This is a genomic window from Paracoccus sp. S1E-3 (assembly GCF_013868135.1).
Lineage (GTDB): Bacteria > Pseudomonadota > Alphaproteobacteria > Rhodobacterales > Rhodobacteraceae > Paracoccus.
On sequence record NZ_JACEMU010000009.1, the window covers coordinates 28197 to 40886 of the forward strand.

At 66.2% G+C, this 12690-nt stretch carries 14 protein-coding genes; 3 read left to right on the forward strand and 11 right to left on the reverse strand.

The annotated features are described in order from the left end of the window. Positions 1-27: 27 nt before the first annotated feature. The 6 genes from H1S04_RS12310 to H1S04_RS12335 are packed head-to-tail and all read right to left on the reverse strand — an operon-like array spanning position 28 to position 6046. Complete coding sequence (locus tag H1S04_RS12310; protein ID WP_181745857.1) at positions 28-408, reverse strand: head decoration protein; 381 nt, start codon at positions 406-408, stop codon at positions 28-30. A gap of 53 nt (positions 409-461) precedes the next feature. Further along, entirely contained in the window at positions 462-1784 is a 1323-nt protein-coding gene (locus tag H1S04_RS12315; protein WP_181745858.1) for a S49 family peptidase, read from the reverse strand. Further along, on the reverse strand, positions 1784-3295 hold the full coding sequence (locus tag H1S04_RS12320) for a phage portal protein (protein WP_181745859.1): 1512 nt from the start codon (positions 3293-3295) through the stop codon (positions 1784-1786). Before H1S04_RS12320 ends, H1S04_RS12315 begins: the two co-directional genes overlap by 1 nt. A 3-nt stretch (positions 3296-3298) precedes the next feature. Further along, a complete protein-coding gene (locus H1S04_RS12325) occupies positions 3299-3511 on the reverse strand; it encodes a phage head-tail joining protein (protein ID WP_181745860.1) in 213 nt (70 codons plus the stop codon). Then, positions 3511-5562, reverse strand: coding sequence for a phage terminase large subunit family protein (locus tag H1S04_RS12330; protein WP_181745861.1), 2052 nt, complete (start codon positions 5560-5562; stop codon positions 3511-3513). Before H1S04_RS12330 ends, H1S04_RS12325 begins: the two co-directional genes overlap by 1 nt. Further along, positions 5510-6046, reverse strand: a complete 537-nt coding sequence (locus tag H1S04_RS12335) for a hypothetical protein (protein WP_181745862.1) — start codon at positions 6044-6046, stop codon at positions 5510-5512. The genes H1S04_RS12330 and H1S04_RS12335 overlap by 53 nt, the downstream gene beginning before the upstream one ends. A 134-nt stretch (positions 6047-6180) precedes the next feature. Here H1S04_RS12335 and H1S04_RS12340 point away from each other — a divergent pair, with 134 nt between their 5' ends. The 3 genes from H1S04_RS12340 (at position 6181) to H1S04_RS12350 (ending at position 7448) form a co-directional block, all read left to right on the forward strand. After that, positions 6181-6396: a hypothetical protein gene (locus tag H1S04_RS12340; protein ID WP_181745863.1), complete on the forward strand. Its 216-nt coding sequence runs from the start codon at positions 6181-6183 to the stop codon at positions 6394-6396. A 111-nt stretch (positions 6397-6507) separates the two neighbouring features. After that, complete coding sequence (locus tag H1S04_RS12345) at positions 6508-6732, forward strand: hypothetical protein (RefSeq protein WP_181745864.1); 225 nt, start codon at positions 6508-6510, stop codon at positions 6730-6732. 137 nt (positions 6733-6869) lie between these two features. Further along, positions 6870-7448, forward strand: a complete 579-nt coding sequence (locus tag H1S04_RS12350; RefSeq protein ID WP_181745865.1) for a DUF3489 domain-containing protein — start codon at positions 6870-6872, stop codon at positions 7446-7448. Between the two features lie 96 nt (positions 7449-7544). On the opposite strand, the gene H1S04_RS12355 is transcribed toward H1S04_RS12350, so the two are convergent. The 5 genes from H1S04_RS12355 to H1S04_RS12375 all read right to left on the reverse strand — a co-directional run bounded on the left by H1S04_RS12355 (position 7545) and on the right by H1S04_RS12375 (position 12688). Beyond that, the gene (locus H1S04_RS12355; RefSeq protein ID WP_181745866.1) at positions 7545-8072 is read right to left on the reverse strand and encodes a hypothetical protein; all 528 of its coding nucleotides are present in this window, start codon (positions 8070-8072) and stop codon (positions 7545-7547) included. A gap of 127 nt (positions 8073-8199) precedes the next feature. Continuing rightward, positions 8200-9540: a site-specific DNA-methyltransferase gene (locus H1S04_RS12360; RefSeq protein WP_181745867.1), complete on the reverse strand. Its 1341-nt coding sequence runs from the start codon at positions 9538-9540 to the stop codon at positions 8200-8202. Beyond that, positions 9537-10799: a site-specific DNA-methyltransferase gene (locus H1S04_RS12365; protein WP_181745868.1), complete on the reverse strand. Its 1263-nt coding sequence runs from the start codon at positions 10797-10799 to the stop codon at positions 9537-9539. The genes H1S04_RS12360 and H1S04_RS12365 overlap by 4 nt, the downstream gene beginning before the upstream one ends. Before the next feature lie 396 nt (positions 10800-11195). Further along, positions 11196-12203 carry an exonuclease domain-containing protein gene (locus tag H1S04_RS12370; protein WP_255435604.1) on the reverse strand — a complete coding sequence of 336 codons (1008 nt, stop codon included), beginning with the start codon at positions 12201-12203 and terminating at the stop codon, positions 11196-11198. Between the two features lie 92 nt (positions 12204-12295). Next, entirely contained in the window at positions 12296-12688 is a 393-nt protein-coding gene (locus H1S04_RS12375) for a hypothetical protein (RefSeq protein ID WP_298948712.1), read from the reverse strand. Positions 12689-12690: the final 2 nt, after the last annotated feature.

Here is a 12690-nt window from a genome sequence, read left to right on the forward strand (position 1 = left end):
GGGAATGGGGAAGCGTGATGTTGAGCGTCAGGCGCCGTCGCGGGCGATGATGCCGACGGTGGACAACTGGGTGAGTTTCGCGGCGATCTTGGTGCCGTCATCGACGGTGGCGCCGTAGGCGAGGGCCGCGCGCGACACGATCGAGGGGCCGCGGACCAGCACGATGCCGGTCGCGTCAGCCAGCGTCGCATCGACGGCATAGAGCAGGACGGCAGTGGCGACCTGCGATCCGTCGGCCCCGGTCGCGGGCGACAGGGTGTATTTGCCGCTCGCCGTGATCTTCCCGAGCACCGAGCCCACGGGATAGGGCATGCCCGCAAGAAGCGTCACCACCTCGCGGGTGTAGTTCGGGTTGACCTCATATTTGAGGACATCGCCCATGCTGGGCGGTTCCGTCAGGACGGGCATGGTTCAGTCTCCAGGATGTTGGGGGATGGGGGCGCCCAGCGCGGGCAAAATTGTCAGCGCGAGGCGGCGGCCGATTTCTTCGCGGCCGCGACGATGGGGCTTTCCTTCGCGCCAGTGGCCGGGGCGGTGGCGATGATGCCCGCGGCATCGCTGCGGGCCGCAAGATCGGCGAGGATCTTGGCGCGCAGAGCTTCCGGCTTCACGCCCTTGGCGACGGCATCGGCGGCATCGATCTGGACGCCGAGGCGCGCGGCCTGCGCGCAAACCTGCGCGACCTCGGCCGCCTCGGCGCGGATCGCCTCGGGCGACATGGCGGCCGCCGCGGTTTGCGGCGGCGCGCTTGCCGCGGGCGGGGCCGGTTCCGGCGCAGGACTGATGGCAGGCGCGGCCGGGGGCTGCGCATGGTCTTCGGGGGCAGTGGTCATCATCGGGCCCTTTCCCTTGGGGTTGGATGTGAGGGTGGTTGTGCCGCGGGGTGAGGCGGCGAAAGCGCGGAAGGCGGTGACGGGATCGGCCACCTCATCGGCGAGACCGGCGAAGATCGCCGCCTCGCCGCGGAACACGGCAGCTTCGGTGCCCAGCGCCTGCAATGTGTCGAGGCGGCGTCCACGACCTTCAGCGACGGTTTCGGCGAAGAGTTGACGGAGGTCTTCCAACTCGCCCGCCATCCGGGCGCGTACGACCTCGGGCAGCGGCTGGTATGGATTGGCATCGACCTTGTGCGCGCCTGAGTGGATCAGCGTGACGGCGATGCCCTTCTGATCGAGCGCCCCGCTCATGTCGCTGTGCATCGCAACGACACCGATGCTGCCGACAGCGCCGGTGCGGGTCAGGATGATGCGGTCGGCCTGGGAGGCCAGCGCATAGGCGGCCGAGAGGGCGTGATCGGCGACGAATGCTTGGACCGGCTTCTGCGTCCGGGCGGCTCGGATGCGGTCCGCAAGGTCAAAGGCCCCGGCTACCTCGCCACCGAAGCTGTCAATGTCGAGGGCGATGCCACGAATGGCGGGGTCGGCCAGCGCTGCCTGCAACTGCGCCGCGATCCCTTCGTAGGATGTCAGCCCCGAGGACTGCCCGATCCACGCCCCGCGATGCACCAGCGTGCCCGCGATCTCGATCACCGCGATCCCCTCGACGACGGCGAAGGGCTGGCCGCCGTTTCGCGTCTGTCGCGCGGTCAGGTCGTCGCCAAAGAGCGAGGCGCGGGCGGGAACGGTGGCGCTGGCTTGGTCCTCGGCCGTGACCTCCAGACCATCGACACTGATCTCCCGCCCCGCGATCCGGGGCCCCAGCCCGGTCAGAAAGGCCAGTGCCTTGGCGGGATCGACCATTAGGGGCGTGTTGAAGACGCGCTGGGCGATCTGGGTGTGGTGCATCATGCGTCCTCCGCGGGCCGGGATTCCCGGTCCTCGCCCTCGTCTTCCTGATCGTCGCTGTCCTGCTGTTCCTGCCGCTGACCTTCGGCATCACCCGGACCAGCGCTACCGCCCGCCGCCTGCGCCGGTGACCCCGGACGCCGGAAGTCGAGCCCCAGCTCCGCCTCGCGTTTGCGTTCCGCAGCTATCTCGCGGTCGACCTGCTCGGCGTCGTAGCCGCGCTCCGCGATGGCCTGCGTCCGGGATTTCAGACCCGCCTCGATCTGCAGGATCTCGGCCGCGGCATCCTTGGCCGGGTCGATCCAGTCCCATTTCGTGGGCAGCCAGTCGCAGGCGAGATGAGCACGCCGGTCGGTGGCATAGCCCGGCAGATCGATGGCGCCCGCCAGCACCGCCATCTCCATCCAGCGCGTCCAGACGGCGCGGCAGAGCTGATAGACCATCACCGAATGCTGGAAGGCCGAGATGCGGCGGCGGAAGTCGACGAGGGCGATCCGGGTATTGGAGAAGTTCCCCTTCGCCGTATCGCCGGTCAGATAGCCATAGGGCACGCCCAGCGCCGCGCCGATCTGCAACAGCGTGCGGTACTGGAAGGGCTCGTAGGTGGATCCGGAGTCCGGGGTGGATGGCGTCGTGACATCTTCGCCGGGGTCCAGCCGCACCACCTGGCCGGGTTCGACCTCCAGATCGTCCTCCGCCGGATCGAGGGCGGTTTCGGGGGCGGGGGAGGTGATGAACATCGCGAACATCGCCGCGGTTTTCTTCCGCTCCAGCTCCGCGTCATCGTAGAGGTCGAGGGTGAAGAGCTTCACCACGGCCGCCGCGAAGCGCGACACGCCGCGCAGCTGGCCTGCCTCGACCGGGTCGAGGATGTGGATCACCTCCGAGGCTGGAACTCGGACGGTTTCCCCGGCGAGCCCCGGATCGGTCATGTCGCCCGGATGGCGGCGGAGGAAGTGATAGGCCACACGCCGCCCGATCCCGTCGAATTCGATCCCCTGCCGGATCGACCCCGCGCCGGGCAGGACGCGGGTCATGTCCTGGGGCAGCATCTCCGAGGGCAGCATCTGCAGCTGCATCGGCACCGTCAGACCGTCTTCCGGCCGCCGCGTCCGGATACGCAGGAAGACCTCGCCTGCCAGAAACACCTCCCGCGCCGCCCGCCGCTGCAACCCGAAGAAGTCGGTCAGCCCCTCGGCGTCGGCCTCGTCGGTCCAGGCGAGCCAGAGCTTCTGCAGCTCCTCCTTCTTCACTGCGTCCGCGATCTTCGAGGACGGCTTGATCCCATCGCCGACGACATGGTTGGCAAAGGCGTCGACCGCATTCGAGGCATAGCCGTTGTTCCGAACCAGCCAGCGCGCCCGGGCGGTGATGGTTTCGCCCGAGGCGGCGATCAGCGTGTTTACATGCGCCCGCGTGGCCCGGAACCCGCGCATGCGACGGTGGGACTGTGCGGCGTCGAAGCCACCGATGATGGACCCGAGGCGCGCGCGGAAGGCATCCAGCACCATGGGTCAAAGGCCCTTCGTCGCGACGGTGCCCCATCGACGGCGGCGGGGCGTCGCAGAGGCGGTAGCGATTCGGCTCTCCAGATCCCGGATCGCCGCCGCCAGTTCGGCGTCCGAGCCATAGGTCACGGTCTTGCCGTCGTAGCTGACGCTGCGCAGCCCGGCGAAGCGGGCTTCCTGCAGCGCCGTGAGCAGGGCCTTCATGCGTTCCAGGTCCATCAGTCCCTCATGAAGTTCGGAGTGTAAGCCCGCCGTTTCCGGCGCGGCGTGGTCAGAGTCCCGGCTTTGGGCTGGGCCGGGTCGGGTGGTGTGGGAGCCGCGGGCACGGCTGCGGGCAGGCGCGTTTCCACGCCCGCCTGCGCTTCGAGCCGCCGCCAGGTCGCCTCGTCCCACCGGTCGGCGCCGAGGATCCACGCCGCGGCGCGGGCATAGACCCGGCAGTCCAGCGCCTCGTTCCGCTCGCGCATCTTCTGCCATTCCTGATGGGCATAGCCGCGCTTGTTGCGGATGGTGACCAGCTGCTCGGCCACCAGCTGCTTCAGCCATTCGGTGTCGGCCCAGCCGGGCAGGTGGATCGTGCCGGGGGCATCGAGCACCCCCGTAGCGCGGTCCTCGTCTGAGGGCCGTTCGATCCGCATGAACCGGTAGGTCTCCGCCTTGAACGTCGCCGTGGCCACCGACCAGAGCCGCGCGCCCCGGCGCAGGCGTTTGCCACCGATGGTGGCATCGACGAAGGTCGGGCCAGAGACCGGCGCCGACCGGTTGAACCCCTCGAGGCCTTTCAGCGGCGCCACCTGTTCGAACCCGAGCTTGCGCGACCATGCGTAGACCGCCGCAGCCTCATAACCGGTGTCGATGCCCAGCCGCGCCACGGTCATGAACGCGCCGTTGGCGTGCTGCCAGGACTGGCCGAGCAGCGCTGTCAGCTTGTCCCAGGCGGCCGGATCATCAGGCCCGCCCGGGATCACGATGTGATCGACGAGCCAGGACTCGAGGCCGCGGCTCCAGGCCCAGATGTCGACCTCGATCCGGTCCCTCTGGACGTCGGCACCGGCCGTCAGGAACAGCCCGGCCATCGGCACGGTGCCGGGCTTCCACGCCTCGCGCCGATCCGCCAGCCGCTGCCATTCCGGTGCGTCGCCAGACTCGACCCATGTCTCGCCCAGAAGCGTGTTGCGCGCCGCGCGCAGCGTCTCGTCCGACCCTTGGGCCGCCAGCCATTCCCGCGCGACGTCGGACCAGCTTTTCCACCCGAGCGGCGAATAGAGCGCCGAGAGGTGGAACCCGATAGCCTTCGGATCCTTGGAAACCGCCGTCGCCCGCCATTCGCCGCGGGCGAGCATCTCGGTCTTGTGGTGCTCGGCGATGGGCATCTCGCAGCCCTCGCAGTGATAGGCCGCCGTTTCCGGTCGGCCCTTCACCCAGCGCAGGCGGTCGAACTGCAGCCATTGCATCGCCCCGCAATGCGGGCAGGGAACGAAGTAGCGCCTCTGGTCGGAGGCTTCGAATTCCCGCTCGATCCGGGACAGCCCCCGGATCGTCGGGGTCGAGACCATGAAGACCTTGCGCCGGTGCGAGAAGGTGGTGGTCCGCGCTTCGGCCAGCGTGACAGGATCACCTTCCTCGTCGGCCGAGGCCGGATAGGCATCGACTTCGTCCAGAAACACATAGCGCGCAGGCATCGACCGCAGGCCGGTGGCGGAATTGGCCCCGGTCAGCACCAAGATGCCGCCGGGAAACTCCTTCGACAGCATCGAATTCCCGGCATCCCGCGACCGTGCCGGGTTCACCCGTTCGCGGAGCGCCGGGCTGTCCGCGATCAGAGGGTCCAAACGCCCCCGTGAGGTGCGCTTGGTCAGTTCCAGGCTCGGCAGCACCGCCAGCATTGGCCCCGGCGCGTGATGGATGACGAAGCCGATCCAGTTGTTCCCGGCCTCGGTCGCCCCAACCTGCGCGGCCTTCATGAAGGTGATGCGCTGGGCCGGATGGCTGGGCGACAGCGCATCCATGATCTCGCGCAGGTAGGGCGCGCGGGCGGTGCGATAGCGCCCCGGCTCCGCCGCGCCCCGCGACGACAGCCAGCGATGCTGATCCGCCCATTCCGACACCGTCAGGTTCGGATCGGGCCGCATCCCCTGCCGCCACACCCGCAGCAGGTCTTCAGCACCGTCGAATCCGAGGTCGAGACCTGCGGTCAGATCGTTGTCATCGTACTCATCATGCAAGCGAGACCCTGAGGTCGGCGAGGGCGTCGAGCTGTTCGCGGACATGGGCTTCCAGCACCCTCTGCATGATCGCGGTCTCGATCGTCACCGATGCCCCGGATTGCCGTTCCACCTCCGCCATGATTTGTGCCGCCATCAGCGCGGCCACCCGTCCGGGCCAGGTCACCCAGACATCCCGTTCCTGCCGTGCCAGGCGAAACACCAGCGTTTCCGCCCGCGCGCGGTCGACCAGCGTGCCCTTCTTCTTCTGGACCGCCAGTTGGCGTTCCTGCGCAGCGTAGACCGTCAGCGCCGTGCGGGCCTTGATATACGAAGTCGTATCGCCGGGGCCGCTCGACAGCCCATCGCCACCGAGAGACCGGCGCTGCTGGTCGGGGTCCGTCATCTCCGCCCGCCGCACATCCGAGGCTGCGGCGTTGATCGACCCGTCGTCATGGACCACCAGCCGCCCGTTCTTGCGCGCCTTCTGCACCCCGCCGCGCGACAGACCGGAATGGGCCGCGTACTCACGTTCGCTCATGCCTTTCATGGCGCGGTGATGCCTATCAAGATATTGAAAATAAACAGGAAAAGGCAATCAATCCCGTTGATTGTCTCCCCCTCCGGAGCGATTCTGTCGTCCATCAACAGGCCGCATCGCGCCGATCCCAGGAGGGCTTCACCGTGTCCACGACCACCATCCGCATCGACTACTCCACCCTTCCCGAGGGGTTCGACCTGAGCCGCCCGGACGCCATCGCCGAGGTCATCGAGCAGGCACTGCGCGAGAGCGGGATCCCAGCCGAGGCCTCCGACGTCCTGTCGCACCTCAAGATCGAGCTGCCCACCGCCCAGCTTGGTGCCGCCAGCCGCGCGCTGGCCGAGATGCGGCTGATCTGACCGGAGCGATTAGAAAGCACTGATATTGCTCCGATTCGCCTACGATCATTCGCCCGACAGAGCGATTGTGTTCGCACCAGAACGATGCAACTCACCGAAGGATGCCCCGCCATGACCACCCGCCGCGCCGTCGACAACTCCAAGGCTCTCGACGCCTTCATCGCAGCCAAGGCAGAGATCGACGTGATGCTGGAGCGCCTGAAGGCCCTCAGCGACGACCATTTCGAGACCCACCCCGATGAGATCCATTGGGGCCATGTCGGCACTCTGAAGCACTACGCGGGCCTGCTGCGCCAGATCACCGACAGCGCCTTCAAGGAAGGCGAACACGCCTGACGCGCCCACACGGCGCGACGGCCGCCCCGTGCGATGACGGGGGTGAGCCCGGACCGTGGCCCCAGTGGGGCCGCGTAAGCCGGGCGAACGTCCGTAGAAGGCCCGCAGATCGCGCGCCCAAAGCCACGGAGGCCCCGATGACCACCCCGTCCGACACCCAGTCCCTGATCCTGTCCCGCGCCGCGACCCGGCCCGGCAACCTCGCCCTGCCGCTGCCCGAGGGGCTGGTCGGCGCCGCCGCCAAGATGGTCGTCGGCAAGATGATCGCCCGCGGCTGGCTTGAAGAGGTCGAGGCCAACCTGCGTCGCGGCGAGACGATGTGGCGCGAGACCGGCGACGGTCACGGCACCACGCTGATCGCTACCGCGGCTGGGCTGGAGGCCATCGGGATCGAGCCGCTGGCGGCCAGCGCTTTCGCCAGCGCGCGGAAGGCCAAGCCGAAGCCGGACCCGGCACAGATACCCGACGACACCGACACCGCGAAACCCGTGGCCATCCGCGCTGGCACCAAGCAGGCCCAGATCATCGCCATGCTCCAGCGCCCCGAGGGGGCGACGGTCGCCGAGATGGTCGAGGCGACAGGATGGTTGGCGCACACGGTCAGGGGCTCGATCTCGGGGGCGCTGAAGAAGAAGCTGGGTCTGCCCATCGCCGCCGAGAAAGTCGAGGGCAGGGGGACGGTCTATCGGATTGGGTACGGCATCTACGGCACATAGCCACCTGTCGGCTGCTCTCCATCCTGTGTCCGCACGTTACGTTATCCTCGTTCTCCAGTGCGACTGAAGACTCCCTGAAGGCCACTGTTGGTACATCTAGTTCTCGGTGTGGACGGCTCCCAAAGCAGCCGAGGGTATCAACGCCAACACGGCGGCCAACTCGGCCTCTTGGACGAGGAAAGGCATGCGTGCCGTTCCATAATGCCTTGCAAGATGGAAGCGGTGCATTCCTCCCTCAATATGAATTTGACCTTGGACCTCCCTGAGCAAGGGCGGTGTCACAGCAGTCCCCTGCAGCCACCGATATGCGATACCGCAGCTCTTCCTTTTGTATTGCGTATGCCATGGACCCTTATCCCTGCTTGCAGCGGTCGTGAGCCTGCGATTCACCTCGTCGATATCGGCTTCGATTATGACGAAAGCGGCTGACGCGTGATCGCCAGGATACGCTCCGTCGAGCGCGAGATAGAATTTTTCTGGGGTCAGGTCCCACACTGCTTTTAGGGCAGTAGGGATGTTCTTTTTTCCACGGCACCAGGTGCGGAGTGTGCGCTCTTCGTCCGCACGGGCTACTTCGAAAGCTTCGTCTCTTTTCCCCACCGCTACTTCTTTGGCGGTGTTCATGATTAGGCCACGTGCCAAAAGCCGCTTGATCTCGTCAAAGTTCCGCTCGTTTTCTGTGTCAGCAGGCATTTCGTTTCGGACCCTTTAGGCCAACATCGCTCTGTCTAAATCAAAATGTATGGGTCCATTATCCGATCTGGTCAATCGATGGTCGCTCTGCCGTCCGCCCCGTCGCCATCTCCCACCTCCGCACCGCGATATCGCAATAGACCGGGTCCAACTCCACCGCGCAGCAGCGCCTCCCGGTGCGTTCAGCGGCGATCAGCTGGGTGCCGGAGCCACAGAACGGCTCGAACACCAGGTCGCCGTGGGAAGTGAAGGCCACCAGCACGGCCTCGACCAGCGCGACGGGAAACACGGCCGGGTGCGATCCGGCCGCACCCAGCCCGCCCTTGTGCCGCATGATCCGGAATACGCTGTCGGGGATGCGGTGGCTCTGGATCGCGTTTCCGTAGCCGGTCTTGCGATGGACCGTGCCGTCGGCCCCGCGCAGACCGCCGCCGCCGAGGGTCTCGCCCGCGTGCTTGCTCTCGACCGTCTTGTTCGGCTTCCGCGGCTTGCGGTTGAAGTGGAAGATGAACTCGTGCGAGGGCGCCAGGCGGCCGTTCCAGTCGCCCGGCAGGCCGGGCCCCTGGTCCCAGACATACCAGCCGAAGCGCCGCCAGCCCTGCGCGCGCATCCAGTCGACCCAGCCCTCCCAATACGGGATCCATTCGCCATCGCGATGGACGAGGCCGAGGTTGACCAGCAGTTGGGCATCGGCGGTGACCGGCGCTGCGGCAAATACGCCCTGCATCAGCGCATCCCAATCGCCGACCTTTTCCTTCGCCGCGCCATAGTCGCGCTGCTGGGCATAGGGCGGCGAGGTAAACATCAGCGCCGCCTGCGCCCGATCCATCAGTCGCGCCACCACGGCGGGGTTGGTCGCATCGCCGCAGATCAGGCGGTGATCGCCCAGCGCCCAGATGTCGCCGGGGCGGGTGATCGGATCGGCCGGGGCCTCGGGGATGGTGTCGGCGGTGTCATCGTCGATTGGCGCGGGGTCGTCGGCATCGTGCAGCAGCGCGTCCAGTTCATCCTCCGGGATGCCGATCAGCCCCAGGTCGAAGTCCTCGGCCATCAGGCCCCGCAGTTCCTCGAGCAGCAGCGCCTCGTCCCACCCGCCCAGTTCGGTCAGCTTGTTGTCGGCGATGCGATAGGCCCGGCGTTGCGCCTCGGTCAGATGGCCCAGCACGATGACCGGAGCCTCGACCAGCCCGAGCTGGACTGCGGCCAGGACGCGACCATGGCCCGCGATCAACTCGCCATCCGCACCGACGAGGCAGGGGACGGTCCAGCCGAATTCCGCCATGCTGGCGGCAATCTTCGCCACCTGATCGGCATCGTGGGTTTTCGCATTGCGGGCATAGGGGCGAAGGCGCGCAAGCGGCCAGTGCTCGATCCGGCCGGGCAGGAGGGGCGCGTTCATGCCGCGAGCCGCTTGGCCTTGAGGGCGGCGAAGGTATCGCCGGTTCCCGCCAGAAGGGCCTCCTGACCGGTGAAGGACTGCCAGCGCTCGATGGCCACGTCGACATACGCCGGGTTCAACTCGACCCCGAAGCAGATGCGCCCCGTCGTCTCCGCCGCGATCAGCGTCGTGCCGGATCCCATGAAGGGTTCATAGACGGCCTGGCCGGGGCTGGAATTGTTCAGGATCGGGCGGCGCATGCATTCGACCGGCTTCTGCGTGCCATGCACCGTGTCAGCGTCCTGATCACGGTTGGCGATCTGCCACAGCGTCGTCTGCTTGCGGTCGCCCGCCCAGTGACCCTTGCCCTTGGCACGCACGGCATACCAGCAGGGTTCGTGCTGCCAGTGGTAATCGCCGCGGCTGAGAACCAGCCGGTCCTTGGCCCAGATGATCTGCGACCGGATGGCGAAGCCCGCGGCCGCCAGGCTTTCGGCCACGGTCGCGGCATGCAGCGCCCCGTGCCAGATATAGGCCACGTCGCCGGGGAACAGCTCCCATGCTTCGCGCCAGTCGGCGCGATCGTCGTTCAGCACCTTGCCGGTGCGTTTGGTCTTCGCCGCGCCAGCCTGGTTTCGCCAGGAGGGATCGTACTCCACGCCATACGGCGGGTCGGTAACCATAAGCACGGGGCGCACGTCACCCAGCAGCCGCCCGACCACATCGGCCAAGGTGCTGTCACCGCAGATCAGCCGGTGCGCGCCCAGCTGCCAGAGATCGCCCGGCACCGAAACTGGCGTGACCGGAAGCTCGGGCACATCGTCCTCGCCCTCGACCGGGCCATCGCCGCCCAGCGCCTCCGGATCTCGCAGCAGCGCGTCAAGCTCATCATCGCTGATGCCGAGCAGGGTCAGGTCGAAATCCTCGGCCAGCAGCCCCGCGATCTCGTCGCGCAAGATCGCCTCATCCCATTCGCCCAGTTCCGTCAGCTTGTTGTCGGCGATCCGGTAGGCCCGGCGTTCCGCCTCGTCGAGATGGCTGAGCCGGATCACCGGCACCTCGGTCAGGCCGAGCATCGTGGCGGCCAGCACCCGGCCATGGCCCGCGATCAGCTCGCCGTCGTCGGCCACCATGCAGGGGACGGTCCAGCCGAACTTGGCCATGCTGGCGGCGATCTTAGCCACCTGGTCGTCGCCATGCATCTTGGCATTGCGGGCATAGGGGCGCAGCCGGGCAATCGGCCAGGATTCTACCTGGCTCGGCGCGAAGACGAGGTCCATGGGATGGGGCTCGGGATGTGGAGGAGGGAAATGAAAAGCGCCCGCGAGGGGGTTCCTCCGGGCGCAATTCTTCGATGATCAAGGGGTAGGTCAATGGGGGCAGGTCTGTCAACCCGAAAAGTGAAGCGGATTCAACAGCTTCTAATGAATTGGCTTTTCGGCGTGGCTTCTGCCCACCTAGCTTCCCCGAAGGTGGCTTCCCTGGCTTCCCGCCGGGAATCCACCCCCGCCAGATCGTGATTCCGCAAGCCGCTGATCTGACTCAGGAATTCCGGCATCAGCGCGCAAGGTGGCTTCCGCCTGGCTTCCCCGGTGAAAATGCCTGACGCTATCGAACCGCCGCGCTGCGCCCCCCCGCATACGTTCGGGGCCGGGGAGGAACCAGAGGAGGGGGGATCAGCTTGCTTTCGATTTAGCCACGAGGGATTTGAAGGCGCTCTCGCCAATAATGCGAATGGGATGCCCCGCCCTCTGCATGTCTTCGGCCTTCCGGTGCTTGCTGCTCTTAGTGTGCCCTGCAAGCACGCTCAAATCTTGGTCACCTACAACCAAATGGGTCGTCTCCTTGGTCACGCCAGCCTTCACGGACATACCTGCGCGGGCAGCAAGCTCGGCTGCTTCGCTTCTGGACATTCCCAATGCGCCGGTGAAGACCACCACAGACCCGGCCAGTACGCCTGTCGGGTCGCCGTCCATGGTGATCGCGGCTGAGTAGCTCTTTCTGGCGGCCGGTTTGATCAGTTCTTCAAACGGAAGGCGAAGATGGAGCTCGGCGTGCAGCACGACCAATGCGGCTGCGCGGGCATCTTCGCCTGCATCATGGTGGTGGAACTGAAGGTTCAGCGTTCGCTTGAGGTTCGCCAATCCGTGCCCGCCGTTACCCTTCAACTCGGGCCACGCCCGTCTCGCGATCTGGACGCTGTCGGCCCAGCGCAGGTCAGGGGCGTCGATGCCGCAGAAACTGCAGGCGGCATTCATTGCCTGCTTGTCGAAGTTGCTATGCTGGATGAGATGGTGGCGCGACAGCAAAGGGAGCAAAGCATCCAAGGCGTCAGGGAACCGCGGTGCATCCGCCACATGGTCCGGGCCAATGCCATGGAGCTGGATGTTGAAGGCGTCGAACCTGGTGCCGGGATTGACCAGCATGGAGAAGGTCTGGATCTGGTTGTCGGGTTGAACGCAGGCCAGGCCGATCTGGCAGATGCTGGCGGCATCACTGCAAGCGGTTTCGACATCCAGCGCGACGAAGCGGAAGCTGCCCTCCGGCACCCTGACCGCGCGCGATAATGCTGGTCTGGCGGGAGCACGGATGATCGGAGATGGCCGAAATTCCTCCAAGGGTGCGGGCTGGTTCTGTTGGGTCGGTTTTGGGGTGCGGCCGAACAGCCAGTTAAAAGGCGCCATGCAGAAACTGCTCCCCAAAATACCGCAACCGACCAATTGTTTCTGCTAGGGGCACGGCTTTCATCGTATGATCATGATCTTCAGCTTCGGGTTCATGGCGCACATCGCTTCGCAGCCTCGAGGGTACTAGCATAGATCAGGCAGCTTTCGATGTCGTCCAAGCGCGCTGCCATTCTCTTGGCAATCTCAAGGTTCTCATTGAAATCGTCGACCAGCTCATTGTGTTTTCGCAGCAGGGAGTCATGTGCTTCGACGCATTCGGTGACGTTTGATTTGCAGGTGAAACCCTCGTAGTTGCACTGATACTGATCGAAGCAGGCTGCGTTACGGTCGACGCACATGCCGCTGCTCGAGCAGACCTTGTCACCGTAGTCCAGGCATGCGGGCTGCGTGCCAATTCGACAGGAGAAGCTCTGTCCAAGCGCAGGGGAAGCAGCCGCAAGGGCCAGAAGTGATAGAAGAACTCGGATCAGCTTGGTATCCACGA

Bases quoted from the DNA above. Each gene is read 5' to 3' on its own strand.
- H1S04_RS12335 (WP_181745862.1), bottom strand. From the start codon at position 6,046: ATGAAAGGCATGAGCGAACGTGAGTACGCGGCCCATTCCGGTCTGTCG.
- H1S04_RS12330 (WP_181745861.1), bottom strand. From the start codon at position 5,562: ATGTCCGCGAACAGCTCGACGCCCTCGCCGACCTCAGGGTCTCGCTTG.
- H1S04_RS12315 (WP_181745858.1), bottom strand. From the start codon at position 1,784: ATGCACCACACCCAGATCGCCCAGCGCGTCTTCAACACGCCCCTAATG.
- H1S04_RS12325 (WP_181745860.1), bottom strand. From the start codon at position 3,511: ATGGACCTGGAACGCATGAAGGCCCTGCTCACGGCGCTGCAGGAAGCC.
- H1S04_RS12350 (WP_181745865.1), top strand. From the start codon at position 6,870: ATGACCACCCCGTCCGACACCCAGTCCCTGATCCTGTCCCGCGCCGCG.
- H1S04_RS12370 (WP_255435604.1), bottom strand. From the start codon at position 12,203: ATGGCGCCTTTTAACTGGCTGTTCGGCCGCACCCCAAAACCGACCCAA.
- H1S04_RS12310 (WP_181745857.1), bottom strand. From the start codon at position 408: ATGCCCGTCCTGACGGAACCGCCCAGCATGGGCGATGTCCTCAAATAT.
- H1S04_RS12355 (WP_181745866.1), bottom strand. From the start codon at position 8,072: ATGAACACCGCCAAAGAAGTAGCGGTGGGGAAAAGAGACGAAGCTTTC.
- H1S04_RS12360 (WP_181745867.1), bottom strand. From the start codon at position 9,540: ATGAACGCGCCCCTCCTGCCCGGCCGGATCGAGCACTGGCCGCTTGCG.
- H1S04_RS12320 (WP_181745859.1), bottom strand. From the start codon at position 3,295: ATGGTGCTGGATGCCTTCCGCGCGCGCCTCGGGTCCATCATCGGTGGC.
- H1S04_RS12345 (WP_181745864.1), top strand. From the start codon at position 6,508: ATGACCACCCGCCGCGCCGTCGACAACTCCAAGGCTCTCGACGCCTTC.
- H1S04_RS12365 (WP_181745868.1), bottom strand. From the start codon at position 10,799: ATGGACCTCGTCTTCGCGCCGAGCCAGGTAGAATCCTGGCCGATTGCC.